We start from the raw sequence: 16,961 nt of genomic DNA, 5'->3' as shown, positions 1-16,961 counted from the left end.
AACTTAAAAGGAACTCACAATGGCACTTATCAGTCTGCGTCAAATGTTGGATCACGCCGCCGAATATGCTTACGGCGTACCCGCATTTAATGTTAATAACCTAGAGCAAACCCGCGCCATTATGGAAGCGGCGCGTGAGACAAATAGTCCCGTTATCATGCAGGCATCTGCGGGTGCACGTAAGTATGCTGGCGCCCCTTTTCTGCGTCACATGATTTTGGCGGCAATTGAAGAATTTCCTGAAATTCCAGTGGTCATGCACCAGGATCACGGTACTAGTCCTGCTATTTGCCAGCGCTCAATGCAGTTGGGCTTTAGCTCGGTAATGATGGACGGTTCATTATTAGAAGATGGCAAAACACCAGCTGAGTATGACTATAACGTCGATGTGACTCGTAAAGTCGTGGACATGGCCCACGCTTGCGGCGTTTCAGTTGAGGGTGAATTGGGTTGCTTGGGCTCACTTGAAACGGGTCAAGCGGGCGAAGAGGACGGCGTTGGCGCAGAGGGCATTTTGTCTCACGACCAAATGTTGACTGACCCGGAAGAGGCGGCGGATTTTGTCACTAAAACTGGTGTAGATGCCTTGGCAATTGCCTGTGGTACTAGCCACGGCGCTTACAAGTTTACCCGTCCACCGACAGGCGATATTTTGGCAATTGACCGTATTAAAGCGATTCACGCACGTATTCCAGACACGCATCTGGTTATGCATGGCAGCTCTAGCGTACCGCAGGATTGGCTCGCGATTATTAATGAATACGGCGGCAAGATTCCTGAAACCTATGGTGTACCGGTTGAGCAGATTGCCGAAGGTATTAAATACGGTGTGCGTAAAGTAAACATCGATACCGACCTGCGTTTGGCATCGACTGGCGCAATCCGCCGTTTTATGGCGCAAAACCCAAGCGAATTTGATCCGCGTAAATATCTGCAAGAAACGATTAAAGAGATGAAGGCGATTTGTGTCGCACGTTATGAAGCGTTTGGTACAGCGGGTAATGCCTCTAAAATTAAACCGTTGAGTTTGGAAGCCATGTATATGGAATATGACTCAGGCCGTTTAAACCCCAAAGTTAAGTAGTGCTTTTTGTCTAGGGCTGCGCGGTGACCGCGCAGTCCTATATTCTATTTTTGTTAAATCCTGCTGATACCATTTATTTTAACTATTTAATAACAGCACGCTTTAAACGTCTAATCCGATCATGCTTGGCGTTTGATGGCCGAGAATAATAAATAACTCATAATTGAAATCCACGCGCCAAAAATCGCAAGTGGTATCCAGAATGGGAATAAGCCGTTCCATGCGAATATATTGGTCTTAAAGAAAAACGGCAAAATGGCCGGAATCAGTAAAACGGCCACCCATAAAGTAAAGTATCCCGACCAGCGTGGAAATATTGGCGTCGAGCGTTTATCGATTAGTATTGCTGCGCCCAGGCTGATAGCTTGCAGCAAGAATGGCGGTGCAGGTGTGATTAAGAGGAGCCATCCAATATCATTTAAAAGTAAAACGAGTTCTGCGTCTCGTTCGGGCCTGAACGCGGCGAACTCGAAGAAAAACGCAGGTAACAAAAAAAACAGGCTGCCAATGGAGCCACCAATCAGTTGGCCGGGGCTTAAAAAGCCGTTGTCCCCTTCTATTGTTTTAATGGCAGCTGACAGACTTATGACCCACGCGATATAAAGTGATGACGCGAACATCATAAATAACATGCCTACGCGAATGCCGTTTAGATTATTCTGGTATATCAAGGCGATTTCAGCTGCAGATGCGCTGGGTTTATGTGCGGGGATAAAGTCGGCAAATAGCAGCATGCCGACCCCTAAAAAAATAATAAACATGAAGCCTGACCAAGCGCCAGCGAGGTGCGATCGTGGAAGCATTGTCCTGTCCTTAGAATTGGTAAGTAAGCCTATAGTAGTTATTCGGGTAGTTGGATTCTAGGTCTAATTTCGCATTTTGTTTTGGTGAGTAATAGTGTGTCAGTTTAATTTGAACTTTACTTTGACTGAGGGGGGTTAAAACGTGCTCGGTAGAAAATATATTTCGTAATGAGGAGTGGTGGGCAGATGAATCTCTCTAATAAATATAGATGTTTGGCTTAGATCGTTATTATTGATGTAGCGATAAGAAGGCTGAACGCAGATTTTTTAATATTTTATATGCTTAAAATAAAACACCCCCTATTCAATTTGTGGAGGTGTTTGGCTTTTAAAGTTAACTTTTTAAAAAACATAACCCACTGATAGTGTATAAACATAGGGATCGATATCAACATTTACATCGACTCTGTCACCGTTGCTTAGGTCAATAGTGGCATCGGTTTCGATATCTATTTTTCGCACAGAAGCATTTACAAGCCAGTGCGTATTAATTTTGTAGTCGACGCCTACCTGAACTGCAAGGCCAATAGAATCGTCCATCTTCATTTTAGAGGCACCTAGCGCAGACTTTAATGAATCGCTTGGTTCCGCGTCAAAAAACACCGTGTAGTTAATGCCTGCGCCGAAGTAAGGCATAAAGGCCGAACCGGTATCGAAGTAATATACTGCGCTTAAGGTTGGTGGTAGCTGTTTGCCTTCTCCGATATCCAGCCCAGCTAGATCTCCTGTGCCGTTAACCTTATGTTTGAATGGGGTTGCCGCAAGTAATTCCACCCCCCATTGTTTGTTTAGCATATATTGAATATTCAAACCCAGTTGCTCATCGTTATCTACGCCGACACCGCTGTTGGTACCGAGTGCCGCACCATTGTCGCCGTTAACGCTGACAACGGAGCTAGATTCGTCTGGGGCGACTTGCGTTACACCCGCGCGTACTATCCAATCTCCCGCTTCATAAGCTAGCGCGGAAAAGGACAGGCTCACCCCTGTCACAACATAAGCTGCTGCTTTTAACATTTTCATAACTGCTCTCCATATCTCAAAATTGTGTTTTCTCCTACCTGCTCATTAGACGCCTAATCTTGAATTCAAAATTTGATTTACAACAAGAAAGTTTGAATTTGTAATTTAATTTTTCGAAATAGTTGCGAGGAGGATGGTTAGTAGAGAAATGCCACTTATTGATTCGGCGTCGACGGAGTGGATTTCAAGTGGTAGGGCGATTGCGGCGCCGCGACGTCATGGTTGTTTGCGACTGTTGTAGTTGAACCTGCAATATAGCGACCTACAGGAGTGTAAGTTTTTATGAGTGATAACCGTATTTTAGTTTTTGTGTAGTGATTGTCTTGATGGCGGTATTGTCTTAATCATGTGACGTTAAAGAAAAAGCCACCGCCCAAAAAGCACGGCGGTGGCAGGAGCAATGAGAGTGCATGAATTTAATTCTTTAAATCGTCCATTCGGCTTGTCCACCGGTGTCATTCATTGCAGCGTTGAATGCCAAATGATGGGTTAAGAATACCTTTCCACTTAGCTGATCTAAGAATTTGGTTTTTTTGAGCATATCCATAACTGGGCCTTTTACCTCGGACAAGTGCAGCTTGATGCCGGCGTCTTTGAGGCGATGGTTGATGGACTCCAGTGCCTCTAGGGCACTGAGGTCTATTTCATTGACGGCGGTACATAAAAGAATTACATGCCGGGTGTCCGGGTACGTTTCTAGTAGACTGTAGATGCGGTCTTCTATGTAGCCTGCGTTGGCGAAATACAGGCTTTCGTCAACACGCAGAGATAGGATTTCCTTGTGTGTAATAACCTCATGCCGATCAATATTGCGGAAATGTTCGGTGCCAGGTACTTCGCCGATAACCGCCATATGAGGCTTTGATGTTTTGTAGAGATGAAGTGCAAGTGAGGCAAATACGCCGCAAGCAACGCCCGTTTCGACACCCATACTTAAGGTGAAGCCAATGGTGGTGATTACTGCAACAAAGTCTGAGCGAGCAAATTGCCATGTCTTTTTGATAATCGAAAAATCGACTAGCGAAAGCACCGCCACGATGATCGTCGCAGCTAACGTTGCTGTTGGTAAATAGGCTAAGTAGGGGGTGAAGAATATAGCGGCGAGTCCAATGCCGATAGCAGTGAATATACCCGCCGCAGGGGTTTCTGCACCGGCGTCGAAATTTACTACGCTGCGGGCAAATCCGCCGGTTACTGGATAGCCGCCCGACATGGCCGATGCCATATTGGCTGCGCCAAGGCCGATCAATTCTTGGTCAGGCGAAATTTTCTGGCGGCGTTTTGCGGCTAGCGTATGCCCTACCGATACGGATTCGACGAAGCCAATTATTGAAATAAATATCGCTGAAATCAGTAGTTCTTTCCACGCGGGGTTAAGGAAATTGGGCATAACAAAGCTGGGTAGGCCGGTGGGCACCGCGCCTACCAGAGAAACACCCTTACTGCCTAAGTCGAGGGAGTAGGCAGCAACGCTGGTGCCAATCACGCCAAACACGGGGCCGGTTTTGGCGAGCATACTAGCCGCAAAAGGCGAGGCTCCCATTTTAACTAATAAGGGTTTTAAGCCACTTCTTACCCAGAACAAAAACAGTAATACCGGAATGCCCACCATCATTGTGTAGATATTGGTATCGCCAATGTGATTTACCACGCTGATGATAAGCTGTAATAGGTTTTCGCCGTGCGCGCTTATGCCGAGAATATGTTTGAGCTGGCTGAAGGCGATGATGATTCCCGAGGCGGTAATGAATCCGGCAATAACGGGGTGGGATAGAAAATTGGCCAAAAAGCCCATTTTTAATATCCCCATGACCAACAGGAAAATACCGGATATTGCTGCCATCAAAACGGCGGCGGCGAGGTATTCTGCGGTGCCGCCGTTGGCAACTTGTCCCGCGGCGGCGGCGGTCATTAGTGATGCAACGGCGACAGGGCCGACCGCCAGTGTTCGGCTGCTACCAAAAATCCCGTAGGCAATCAGTGGGGTGATGCTGGCGTATAGACCCACTTCGGGAGGTAGGCCTGCGAGCAATGCATAGGCGAGTGATTGCGGGATCAACATAATAGTGACAATGATCGCCGCAAGCAGATCACTCATCAGTGTTTGCTTGGTGTATTTACTGCCCCAATCGAGAATAGGCAGGTATTTTTGAAGTTGCTTCATAGGGTCGACCCAATGTTTATTGTTACCCCACCGCAGCCCGCTAGACGAGTTCGGTGAGGCATTGTGCCGTGCGTAGTGATAATTAGTCCTCGCCAATCACCGGCTTGGCCATCCACTCACGGCCGCGAAGCATACCGTCCCAATAGAGGGGTGGCAGCAGCCGCTCCTTTAACAACCAAGCTAGCCGCGTGGGTTTCTGCCCGTTGACGAGCCAGCGTGGGAAGCTGGGCATTAACTTGCCGCCATAGCCAAACTCCGCCAATACAATCTTGCCTCGCTCTACGGTGAGCGGACAGGAGCCATAGCCGTCATAGTGGGCGATGCCTCGTGTTTTACCCATATCAGCGAGTACATTATTGGCCACTACCGGTGCTTGCTTGCGCGCCGCCGCTGCGGTTTTCGCGTTGGGTGCGTTCATGACGTCGCCGAGCGACCATATATTGTCAAACTTCTTGTGGCGTAAGGTATTCTGATCCACGTCTACCCAGCCAGCGGCGTCAGCTAGGGGGCTATTGCGGATGAAGTCCGGTGCACACTGTGGCGGAACTACGTGGATCATGTCGAAGGGCCGTTCGATCGTTGTGGTTTCACCTTGGGCGTCCTTGGTTTCGAACCACGCGAGCTTTTTGTAGCCGTCGATTTTTACCAGTTGGTGATTGAAATTAAGTTGGGCGTCGTATTTCTTTATATATTCCATTAGCGCGGGTACATAGGCCTCTACTCCAAACAATACGGCGCCGGTGTTGTAAAACTCGACATCAATATTTTTCAGATAGTCCTGTTTGTACCAATAGTCTGCAGACAGGTACATCGCTTTTTGCGGCGCGCCTGCGCACTTGATTGGCATGGGAGGCTGGGTGAAAAGAGCTTTTCCGTTGCGCAGATTTTGTACCAGCTCCCAAGTATAGGGGGCTAGATCGTAGCGATAGTTGGAGGTGACACCATTGCGGCCGAGGGTATCGACTAGGCCTTCAATGCCATCCCAGTTTAGTTTTAGGCCCGGAGCAACGACCAAGCGTTCGTAGTGTAGCAGGCGACAGCCTTCTAAAATCACGGTGTTGCGCTCGGGGTCGAAGGCCGCGACGGCGGCTTTGATCCAATCCACGTCATTCGGAATCAGTGAGGCCATTGTGCGAGCAGTATACTCGGGCTTGAAGATGCCGCTGCCGACAAAGGTCCAGCCGGGTTGGTAGTAATGAATGTCGGCGGGGTCAACAATGGCTATGTTGATGTTGTGTTGACGTGCTAGTAGGCTCGATGCGACGGATATGCCGCCAGCACCGGCCCCAACGATGACCACATCGTATTTTGCTAAACGATGACCGTTATCGGCGTTGTCTGAGCCGCCGATGCGGGCGGCAACGCCGGTCATGTCGTACCCGGCTTTTTTCGCTTGATTAACTATTTCCGATAGCGGTTTTTTCCTTCCCTGCGACAGTGCCCATAATGTTGTAGAGCGCATGCCGCTTCGGCAGAACGCGTGTACGTGGCCTTCGGCATTGGCCAGTATTTTTCCAAATTCTTCGGCGATGTCATCGCTGACGCGACCTGTAATTACCGGCAGGTAGTGGGTGGTCATGCCTAAGCTTTCTGCTTTTTGGGCAATTTCGCTAAAGTTGGGTTGATCGGCACCTTCGCCGTCGGGGCGGTTGCAGATTAGGTGTTTTACGCCTCTGGCTGACAATGCATCGAGGTCGGCGGCACATACTTGGCCGGAAACACTGAGGCCAGTGTCGAGTTCTTTTAAATCCATACTAGAGATCCTCGCGCTTGTCTAAAGCAGGTTTAGCGGTAATTTCAGGTATACCGTGCCATTGTTGTCTGGATCCGGTAGGTGCCCGGCGCGCATATTTACCTGCAGTGACGGCAAAATTAGTCGCGGCATACCTAGTGTTGCGTCGCGGGCTTCTCGCATTGCGACAAACTCGTCTTCGCTGACTCCTTCATGAACATGAATATTTTTGGCCTTCTCTTCGGCGACCGTGGTTTCAAACTCAACTTCGCGACCATTGGGCATATAGTCGTGGCACATGAATAGACGAACCACCTCAGGTAGCGCCAGCACGCGTTGTATCGAGTGGTATAGTACGCGGGCATTGCCGCCGGGGAAGTCTGCGCGGGCTGTGCCGCCGTCAGGCATAAAAAGGGTATCGCCAACAAAGGCGGCATCACCCATTAGGTGCACCATACAAGCCGGTGTATGTCCGGGTGTGTGAATGGCGACGCAGCGCATATTGCCAACTAGATATTCTTCGCCATCTTCAAAAAGATGGTCGAATTGAGAGCCATCGTGGGCGAATTCCGTACCGGTGTTAAATACGGTGGCGAAGGTATCTTGAACAATGGTGATCTTGGCGCCAATGCCAATCTTGCCGCCCAGTTTTTCCTTGATATAGGGCGCGGCGGAAAGATGGTCAGCGTGCACATGGGTTTCAATCAGCCACTCCAGTGTCAGACCGTGGTCTCGGATGTGTTCAATAATCTTGTCCGCGCCATCTAGGCTGGTGCGACCTGCGGCATAATCCAATTCCATAACTGAGTCGACCACCGCACAGGATGTCGATGTGGGATCTTTTACGATATATGAAAAGGTATTGGTGTCCTTGTCGAAAAACGGAATCACCTCTGGTTTGTGGTCGAAATCTACCGGTAGGCTAGTGTTGTTCATGCGAGTATCTCCTGTTGTACCTGATATCGTTAATACGCGTTGTTCATTTGGAGGCGCTATTGCCTAAATTTCGGTAAAAACTGGCTGATCCTATCGCTGTCGGAAAAGGAGCGTGTAAGCTGGTTGTCGTGACAATTTGTATTAGCGTGTCCATAGCGATTTCTGCCCTTACGTTGTAATTCTCTTATTCAATTAAGGAATAAGTATATTCCATAAAGTTCTTTGATGTGTAAATAGCAACTCCTGTGCCAGCAGCTATGTGAAATGAGGTGACGCTGTAGTACATTGATTTTTATAGTTTTTCTGTGATTGGCATAGCTATAGAAAAGTGGTGGCGGCAACTCTGATAGCTGTTTTTGTCATTAATGGCGAGGGGTTTGTCAAAAATGACACGGCGCGTATCTGGCTCTCTTTATCACTTTGCTGGAGGCTCTTTACTTGCGGTGGGGTAATTAAGGGCGCACGAGCTGGTATCTCTAAGTTAGAAACGAGTTTGATCGTGACACGACGCGGAGCGCCAACGTCGAATTAGCTTAGTAGGTTTATGCGTAGTACGGGCGTCGTCATTTTGTTATATATTATTTTTTATAATTACCCGCCATCAAAGAAATACGTTTATGCAAGCAGATACACTGCAACATCATTGGTATGACGACGCTATTGCGGCGGTTGATCGCCAGCACTTTGTTCAGAATTCACAACAGGACTTGGTTGTTGGGCGAAGTATTCCGCCTACGGAATTGGTAGAGCGCAGTTTGGCGCTGTGTAAATTGTCTTCCCACGCCAAAGTTCTTCACTTGGGGGCCGGGGTTGGATATGCCACGGCGGTATTGGCTGCGGTTGCGGGCACCGTAATCGCTGTCGAGAAGAATAGTCAGCTTGTCGATATCGCTAGGGTAAAGTTGGCCGAGTTGAATATTCACAACGTTGACTTCCGCCTTGGTGATGGTAATGCGGGCGCGCCTGCTGATGGCCCTTTTGACTTGATTCTGGTGTCTACGCCCACTATTTCCAATAGAGAGAATCTGTGGGAGCAGCTTTCGGTAGGTGGTCAATTTATTTGCATCGAAACCGGTGAGGCCTCGCGTTTAGTCTTGGTGAAATACCATAATCGCGGCCAACATAAGATCGCGCGCACAGAGCATGGCTACGTTGATTTACTGCAGAATGACGATCAGATTTTTGTAGAGCTTGGCCTAATAACGCCGGAACTGCTTTCTAGGGCGCGTGAACTTGCCAAAGTAAACAACACGCTGATCGTTGACGAGATTAGTAAATTTCAGCACCTTGACGAGCTGAAGCTGTATCGCTCGATGGCCAAGCAATATGGTCTGCCTCTACGCACCTTAGACGAGCTACTGAAGCGCGCAGACCCCAAGGTGTTTTTGCAGTTTTCAAAGGCTTTTCTCGACCATCAGCAGGCGATACCTCTATGTATAGAGGGGGAAAACCTTGTGGTTGCCTGTACGAGTCCCGGAACGACTATGCGGGAAATCCAGCTGGTTTACCCTGGTTTAAAAATTGAAAAAGTGCTGGTTACGCCGGTGGATTATCGTCGTTTGTGGAGCTCTTTAAATCGCGGGGTAAAAGAAGGGAGTTCTGCCTTAGAGTCAAAAGACGCCAAGGGTGATGACGAAGATAAAGACTTGCTAGATAGCGCCGCACCCGATGCGCGTATGGTGGCGGTGTATGAGGCTTTATTGCTTGATGCGGTCGCGGATCGCGCCAGCGATATTCACCTAGAGAAGTATGTTGATCGGGTGCGTGTACGCCTGCGGATAGACGGTGAATTACGTGATTTACATCACTATCAAATTAGTAGCGCGGGCTATCGCGGGCTTGTGAATGTGGTAAAGCTGCGCGCCGAGATGAACATTGCCGAGCGGCGGCTGCCCCAGAGTGGTCGTTCGCAGGTAAGGGTGGGCGAGTCGCGATTTGATTTGCGAGTGCAGGTGCAGCCGTCACTGCATGGCGAGCATGTGGTGATTCGCCTACTGCCGCAGAATTCGCCATTAATTAGTATCGATAGTCTTGGTTTGGCGCCGATAGTGGCCAGTCATTATCGGCGTTTATTGACTAATCCAGCGGGGCTGGTGTTGGTGGTAGGCCCGACAGGATCGGGTAAAAGCACCACGCTGAACGCTGGATTACAGATGTTAGCTAAAGACACCAGTCGTAAAGTCATCACCGTGGAAGATCCTATTGAGTACTCCATCGATGATATTCAACAAACCCGAGTACGTCCTGAAATTGGGTTTAACTTTGCAGATGCGATGCGCTCATTTGTTCGCCAAGATCCAGATGTGATTTTGGTGGGGGAAATTCGTGACCACGAGACGGCGCTAGAAGCGATCAGGGCCTCTCAAACCGGTCACATCGTTTTATCTACATTGCATTGCAACGACGCGATTGACGCCGTGCAGCGTTTGTTTGACCTAGACGTGCATCCCAATTCCCTGGCTAGCGAACTATTGGCGGTGATTGCGCAGCGCCTGGCTAAGCGTATTTGCGAACACTGCAAGGTTGAGGCGGAAGCTGATCCTGCAATACTAAAAGAGCTCTTCCCCCGCGATGTGCCCAAGTATTTTAAGGCTTTTCGCGGCAAGGGTTGTGAGCGCTGCCACGGTACAGGTACGCATGGCCGAGTGGCGGTGATCGAATACCTGCAATTAAATGCAGAGCTGCGCGACAGTATTTCACGTCGTGTGCCGATGGGGGAGTTGCGATCTCAAGCCCTAGACTCCGGCCTTATTACCATGCGAGACAGTGCGCTGGATCACGTGGTACAGGGCAATATTCCATTGAGTGAGTTGCCACGTATTTTACCCGAAGAGCGGATGGCACCAGAAAAACGCGGTCAGTGGCAAGCATAATCAGGAAGGGAGCGGAAATGGTAAATAAAGCAATACAGCGGCTCGCGGCGGAAGATGCATACAGTGAAGAGCTGGCCAAATTGCGTGAGTGGGATACAGCGCCTGTGCCGCCAGGTTGGGTGCTGTCTCCGTTTGCGGTGGAGCATTTTATCCTTGGCAATGAAGAGCTTGGCGTAGAGCGTAAATTTGTAGCCTCGCGGGAATTGATCAGTCGGGTGATTATTTCTTTGGCAACAAATCGCGGCGTCATGCTTATTGGTGAGCCAGGGACAGCAAAGTCTTGGCTATCTGAACTACTCGCTTGTGCGGTGTCGGGTCATTCCAAGCTGACCATACAAGGAGGGGCTGTCTCCCATTACAGCCAACTTTTATATGATTGGAATAAGGCCTTATTGCAGCGCGATGGCCCGACTAAGGAAGCCTTAATTCCAGGCCCTGTTTATCGAGGCATGGCGGCAGGGCAACTGGTTCGATTCGAAGAATTAGCGCGTTGCCCACAGATGGTTCAAGACGCCATTTTATCGGTGTTGTCTGAGCGCCAAATTCAAATCCCGGAACTGAGCGGCGAAGATGCAACGCTATACGCACGAGATGGTTTTAATATTATCGCTAGCTCAAACTCATTAGATAGAGGATTGTTTGATATGAGTGCGGCCTTAAAGCGGCGCATGAATTTTGAAACCATAGAAGCGATTAATGACGTAAATGACGAAATGGACGTGGTGCAGCGCGAGGCGACGAAACTGTTGCGGCGTTCAGGGGTGACCATAGCGCTTGATCCGATGATCGTCGAAATGCTGGTAACCGTATTCCATGAGTTGCGAAACGGCGTAACCCTTAGTGGCCGCAGTACCGACCGCTTGGCAGCGGCGGTGATGTCTACCGCCGAGGCGGTATCGGTAGCACATGCGTTGGGTGTCTACGCCCACTACTACCGAGAAGGCAGAATGGAAGCTGCTGACCTAATTCATTTTTTACTGGGCGCTACGTTAAAAGATAATCTTCAAGATCGCCGTCGGGTTAAGCATTATTTCGATACCGAGGTCGTCAACAAGCAAGGTAGTCACTGGCAGCAGTTGTATGCACAGAGCCATATGTTGAAAGTCTGATCGCCTGATTTAAGCGACGATATCGTCGCTTCTCGCCATTCCCAGTAGGATTGATGTGTAATCCGCTCAGCCATGTACTTTGGTTTAACCGATTGAATGGTTACACCTGACACATTGATGAGGGTATGATAAGGGTTACGCTTGGTGGATAAGCGCCACTTTATAAAATAAGCATAATTAAAATTTGGATGAGGAGTACGGGGTATGAATAGCAGTGTTGAGATAGCGAGTAATATTGAGCAGGGCTCTATTCTACAAAGTGCTTTCGACGCACAGCGCGCAGCTTATCTTGTCGCGCCAGTGCCCGATTACGCTCAGCGTAAGCAGGATTTGTTGACCCTCAAACGCATGATCAATGAAAATCGCGATGCAATAATTGATGCGATTTCTGAGGACTACGGCAATCGCTCACGTCATGAAAGTTTGTTCGCTGAGATCATTACGGTAACCGATGGTATCAACGGCATTATCAAAAAGATGAAAGGCTGGATGAAGGTTCAGCGCCGCCATGTTGATCAAATGATGTTTCCCGGTGGCAAGAATAGAGTCATTCCTCAGCCGCTTGGTGTGGTGGGACTCATTATTCCTTGGAATTTTCCGATCAATCTCAGTATGACCCAGATCACTGCCGCATTTGCGGCGGGTAATCGTGCCATGGTGAAAATGTCTGAAAATTCTATCGCACTGACAAGGCTGCTTATTTCCATCACTCCCAACTATTTCCCGCCAGAAAAACTCGCGTTTTTTGAGGAGACTGGGCAGGTAGGCATCGAGTTTTCAACGCTGCCTTTTGATTTGCTGGTGTTTACCGGTTCCGGTCAAACCGGGCGAGCAGTAATGGCTGCCGCAGCTAAAAACTTAACACCTGTTGTACTTGAATTGGGTGGCAAAGCACCAGCAGTTATCGATCCAGATTACTCTTTGGAAAAAGCCGTTGACCGTATTTTATTTGTTAAGCAGTTTAATGCGGGACAAATCTGCACCAACGTCGATTATGTGTTCGTTCACCAAAGTAAAGTTGAAGAGTTTGTTAGCGCATCGCAAGCTTGGGTGAAAAAGCACTGCCCGGATATTAATAGCCCAGATTACACCTCAATTATTGATGGTCGCTCTTTGCAACGTCTTGAAAACACGATAGAAGATGCGCGCAGCAAGGGCGCGCGAGTGATCAATTTGCACGGTGATCAGACCAGCGATCCAACTACGCGTAAGATGCCTCTACATTTGATTTTAGATACCACCGCTGACATGAATATTCGCAGCCGTGAAACCTTTGGGCCGCTACTTTTGGTGATCGCTTATGATCAGCCTAAGGACGTGATTGATTATGTAAATGCCCATGATCGCCCCTTGGCCATTTACCCCTTTACCAATAAACGTGATCTGCAAGACCAATATATTGAGCGCATTATGTCTGGTGGTGTAACAGTAAATGACGCGCTATTTCATGTTGCTCAGCACGACATTCCTTTTGGCGGTGTTGGCCCCAGTGGTATGGGCCATTATCACGGTTACGAAGGCTTTGTGACGTTTTCAAAGCTGCGGCCAATATTTTATCAGGCGTCGTTTTCGCCGATGACATTTTTGCGTCCGCCCTATGGTAAATTTGCCACGTCGTTTTATAATTTCTTAGTGAAATTTAAGAGTTGAACGAGCGTCGCGTATACTTGCCTATATAGTGGGCATAGTTTTCTTAGAGATACTTAGGTATTTTCTTGTAGCGCCGCCATGGAGCGGCGCGACTATTTTATAACGGTGCAGTAATGTCACCATACTCCTCTGTGCTTTAGCGCTCACAAATATCAGTATTATCCAAACAACTAACATTTCGTTGCTGCAGGCTAGTAATACCAGCAACGCCGATATCAGCACCACCTAGAAAATGGAGATTGGCCATGGCTATAAATTTTACGCTTAACGGCAAAAAGACCAAGGTTGAGGTTGCGCCTGATACCCCGTTGCTGTGGGTTTTGCGAGACGAATTGCAAATGACCGGCACCAAGTTCGGCTGTGGGATTGCCCAATGTGGTGCGTGTACCGTGCATTTTAATGGCAATGCGATGCGCTCCTGCTCTTTGCCAGTTCAAGCGGTTGAGGGCCAAAATGTAACTACGATTGAGGGTGAAGTCAGTGCGGAAGCAAAGGCTTTGCAGGCCGCATGGGAAGATCTCGCTGTTTACCAATGTGGTTACTGCCAGTCGGGCCAGCTAATGTCGGCAGCTAAATTACTTCGGGATAAGCCGTCGCCAACAGACGACGATATCGATCAGTTTATGTCGGGAAATATCTGCCGTTGCGCTACCTATCAGCGGATTCGCGCAGGAATCAAACAAGCCGCATTGAATCTCGCCAAGGAGGTGGTGGCATGAGCTATATTCAGGAAGGCCTAAATCGCAGACTGTTTCTAATTCGCGGCGCTCAGGTGGGGGCGGCGTTGACCTTGGGGATGAGCTTAGGTGGTCGAGTACTCGCCGCGAATGCTGAGACGGGCGACTTTGAACCCAATGCTTTTGTCACTATTCAACCGGATAACACCGTTGTCATTACCATCAAACATCTGGAAATGGGGCAGGGTACATTTACTGGTTTGGCAACTATCGTCGCAGAGGAATTAGATGCGGACTGGTCTCAGGTTAAGTCTTTCGGTGCACCGGCCAATACTAAAAAATACGCAAATCTGGCCATGGGGCTGCAACTTACTGGCGGCAGTACGGCTATTGCCAATTCATATACTCAAATGCGTGAAGCGGGTGCGACCGCTAGAGCAATGCTGCTTGCCGCTGCAGGCCAACGTTGGAATGTCGCCGTATCGAGTCTCGGTGTTCAATCAGGCACCATTACTCATAGCGCATCAGGTCGCCATGCGAGCTTTGGCGAGTTAGCAGCAGCGGCCGCTAAGCAGCCACTCCCTAAGAAAATCAGTTTGAAGGACCCCAGTGAGTTTGTCCTCATTGGTAAAGCTAAGCTTGGCCGCAAAGATAGCGGTAAAACCGACGGAACGGCGATTTTCACCCAAGACGTGCAGCGGCCCGGAATGTTAACGGCGGTGGTAGTTCATCCACCGTTGTTCGGCGCCACCTTGAAATCTGTAGATGCATCTAACGCAAAGGCACTGCCTGGTGTGAGGGCCGTGGTGCAGATTCCCAGTGGTGTTGCCGTATTGGCAGACAGCTTTTGGCAGGCCAAAAAAGGCCGCGATGCTTTGAAGCTTCAATGGCAGGGTGGCAGTGAGCGTAGTTCGGAAGACATCATTGCTGATTACAAAAAACTTGCTAGTAAGCCAGGCTTGAGCGCGGTTATTAAGGGCGATGTCTCGTCGGCACTAAGTAATGGTGAGCATCTTGTCGATGTTGAGTTTGAGTTTCCCTTCTTGGCCCATGCGGCCATGGAACCGATGAATTGTGCCTTACAGAAAACCGCCTTAGGTGTAGATATGTGGTACGGATGCCAGGCTCAAAGTTGGGACCAACAAAATGTTGCCAAGGTTTTTGGACTCGCACCTGAGGCCGTCACCATTAATACACTTTATGCCGGTGGCAGTTTTGGCCGCAGGGCGACTATGGTGTCAGATTACGCAGTGGAGTTAGCAGAAATTGTAAAGGCCTGGGGTGGTTCGGCGCCCGTCAAATTGGTGTGGACTCGTGAGGATGATACGGCGAGTGGTTACTACCGGCCGATGTATGTTCATAGCGTCAAGGCATCGTTAAACGTGTCCGGTGAGCTTAGCGCGTGGCAGCAACGTATTGTGGGTCAGTCGATAATGGGTGCGAGTGATTCAGTAGACCACACCACTGTGGAAGGGGCATCAAACCTACCCTACGCTATCGCTAATCTCAGTGTTGAAGCACATAACACCAATGAGGCCGTGCCAATTTCATGGTGGCGTAGTGTTGGTTCCACCCATACGGCCTTTGCAGTGGAAACAGTTATTGATGAATTAGCGCAGAAGGCCGGTCGTGATCCGGTGGCCTTCCGTTTAGCACTACTTAAAGATGAGCCTCGCTATACTGGGGTTTTGAAGCTGGTTGCGGAAAAAGCCCAGTGGGGTAAACCTCTACCAGACGGCCATTTTCATGGCGTAGCGCTGCACAAGTCTTTTGGCACCTATGTTGCCCAAGTTGCTGAGATTGCCGCTCAAAAAGACGGCAAATATAAGATCGTGAAAGTTACCTGCGCAGTCGATTGCGGTGTTGCCATAAATCCCGATGTTATTGCTGCGCAAATGGAAGGCGGCATTGGTTTTGGTTTGTCACCATTCATGTTCAGTGAAATCACGCTAAAGGACGGCAAACCTGCGCAGCAAAACTTTGATTCCTACAAAGTGGTGCGGATGCGTCATATGCCTCATGTAGACGTTCACATTGTGCCCTCTGCGGAGGCGCCAAGCGGCGTTGGGGAGCCTGGTACGCCCGTAGTCGCGCCTGCGGTTGCCAATGCCCTATTTGCGGCTACCGGAAAGCGCGTGCGGAAACTACCAGCAGGAGAAGATTTCTTCACATTTTAGTTGCTCATAAATCCACTTAGCTCGGACTTCCGTATTTATTGACTGTAATGTCAATTTTACTGCCTGAATCTTAAACGATTCGGGCAGCCGGCTATAGTCAAATAAAAAAATAGGGTGATACTGCCCGTGGAGGATCTATGAGACTGCTAATCGTGGCCTTGCTAGCTAGCTGCATTTCACTGCCTAGTCATGCAGAGGCAAAGCAAGGGTTGACCGTCGAAAATATTATTGCGCTGACTCAATATGAGCGAATCGGTGCAGATAGAGAACCGGTTCTTCGTGGTATGAAGATTACCAAGAAGACGCCGATTGGCTGGGTTGATAATTTTAGCCAGCGTTATATTAGAACCATTGCCGACGACGAGGGTGTCGCCCGCCATCAGGTATTCTTTGAAACTCGTTATGTTGGCGGCTGGCGTTTTTACCGTGGCGCGTCCTTGGGTGGACAAGCACTACCATTCGAAACAGTCGAACGTCGATTCTCACGTTGTTCAAGCGCGTTTCTCAAATGCGGTCAGCATGAAGTCGTCACTGCGGAGTTAAGTCGCAAGCAGTTGGAAGATGCGATGGAAACGGGGCTGGCGGTCAATTTTGAAGCTAAAAAACGTAAGCAATGGGATGGACTCCTCCTCACCCTAGCAATGCGGCGTCAATGCGCCAGAATGGTAAGTGTCAATTTGCCATTCAGAAGATGAGGAGAAGCCCTATATGAACATTACAAGAGTTGGAGTAG

At 49.1% G+C, this 16,961-nt stretch carries 12 protein-coding genes; 7 read left to right on the top strand and 5 right to left on the bottom strand.

Translation table 11 applies throughout. The annotated features are described in order from the left end of the window. The first annotated feature begins 19 nt into the window (after positions 1-19). Positions 20-1,084, top strand: a complete 1,065-nt coding sequence (fba, locus tag O9X78_RS06190; RefSeq protein WP_269618755.1) for a class II fructose-bisphosphate aldolase — start codon at positions 20-22, stop codon at positions 1,082-1,084. A 119-nt stretch (positions 1,085-1,203) separates the two neighbouring features. Here fba and O9X78_RS06185 read toward each other — a convergent pair whose 3' ends face one another. The 5 genes from O9X78_RS06185 to O9X78_RS06165 form a co-directional block, all read right to left on the bottom strand. Next, positions 1,204-1,887: a hypothetical protein gene (locus tag O9X78_RS06185; protein WP_269618754.1), complete on the bottom strand. Its 684-nt coding sequence runs from the start codon at positions 1,885-1,887 to the stop codon at positions 1,204-1,206. Positions 1,888-2,229: 342 nt separating this feature from the next. Next, the gene (locus tag O9X78_RS06180; RefSeq protein WP_269618753.1) at positions 2,230-2,910 is read right to left on the bottom strand and encodes an OmpW/AlkL family protein; all 681 of its coding nucleotides are present in this window, start codon (positions 2,908-2,910) and stop codon (positions 2,230-2,232) included. A 424-nt stretch (positions 2,911-3,334) separates the two neighbouring features. Then, entirely contained in the window at positions 3,335-5,074 is a 1,740-nt protein-coding gene (locus tag O9X78_RS06175) for a SulP family inorganic anion transporter (protein ID WP_269618752.1), read from the bottom strand. A gap of 82 nt (positions 5,075-5,156) precedes the next feature. Further along, a complete protein-coding gene (locus O9X78_RS06170) occupies positions 5,157-6,827 on the bottom strand; it encodes a bifunctional protein tyrosine phosphatase family protein/NAD(P)/FAD-dependent oxidoreductase (protein ID WP_269618751.1) in 1,671 nt (556 codons plus the stop codon). 21 nt (positions 6,828-6,848) lie between these two features. Then, positions 6,849-7,742, bottom strand: a complete 894-nt coding sequence (locus O9X78_RS06165; protein WP_269618750.1) for an MBL fold metallo-hydrolase — start codon at positions 7,740-7,742, stop codon at positions 6,849-6,851. A gap of 617 nt (positions 7,743-8,359) precedes the next feature. Between O9X78_RS06165 and O9X78_RS06160 the strand changes: the two genes are divergently transcribed. The 6 genes from O9X78_RS06160 (at position 8,360) to O9X78_RS06135 (ending at position 16,923) form a co-directional block, all read left to right on the top strand. Beyond that, positions 8,360-10,615: an ATPase, T2SS/T4P/T4SS family gene (locus tag O9X78_RS06160; RefSeq protein ID WP_269618749.1), complete on the top strand. Its 2,256-nt coding sequence runs from the start codon at positions 8,360-8,362 to the stop codon at positions 10,613-10,615. Positions 10,616-10,632: 17 nt separating this feature from the next. After that, positions 10,633-11,724 carry an ATP-binding protein gene (locus O9X78_RS06155; RefSeq protein ID WP_269618748.1) on the top strand — a complete coding sequence of 364 codons (1,092 nt, stop codon included), beginning with the start codon at positions 10,633-10,635 and terminating at the stop codon, positions 11,722-11,724. A 204-nt stretch (positions 11,725-11,928) separates the two neighbouring features. Beyond that, positions 11,929-13,374 (top strand): coniferyl aldehyde dehydrogenase, encoded by a 1,446-nt coding sequence (locus O9X78_RS06150; protein ID WP_269618747.1) that lies wholly within the window; start codon positions 11,929-11,931, stop codon positions 13,372-13,374. A 245-nt stretch (positions 13,375-13,619) separates the two neighbouring features. Beyond that, on the top strand, positions 13,620-14,093 hold the full coding sequence (locus tag O9X78_RS06145) for a (2Fe-2S)-binding protein (protein ID WP_269618746.1): 474 nt from the start codon (positions 13,620-13,622) through the stop codon (positions 14,091-14,093). After that, positions 14,090-16,228 carry a xanthine dehydrogenase family protein molybdopterin-binding subunit gene (locus O9X78_RS06140; RefSeq protein ID WP_269618745.1) on the top strand — a complete coding sequence of 713 codons (2,139 nt, stop codon included), beginning with the start codon at positions 14,090-14,092 and terminating at the stop codon, positions 16,226-16,228. Before O9X78_RS06145 ends, O9X78_RS06140 begins: the two co-directional genes overlap by 4 nt. Before the next feature lie 137 nt (positions 16,229-16,365). After that, positions 16,366-16,923: a hypothetical protein gene (locus O9X78_RS06135; RefSeq protein ID WP_269618744.1), complete on the top strand. Its 558-nt coding sequence runs from the start codon at positions 16,366-16,368 to the stop codon at positions 16,921-16,923. The last annotated feature ends 38 nt before the right edge of the window (positions 16,924-16,961 follow it).

It is taken from the genome of Zhongshania aquatica (assembly GCF_027257955.1).
Lineage (GTDB): Bacteria > Pseudomonadota > Gammaproteobacteria > Pseudomonadales > Spongiibacteraceae > Spongiibacter > Spongiibacter aquatica.
Note: the sequence above shows the minus strand (reverse complement) of the source record. Positions and strands in the feature narration are given on the sequence as shown.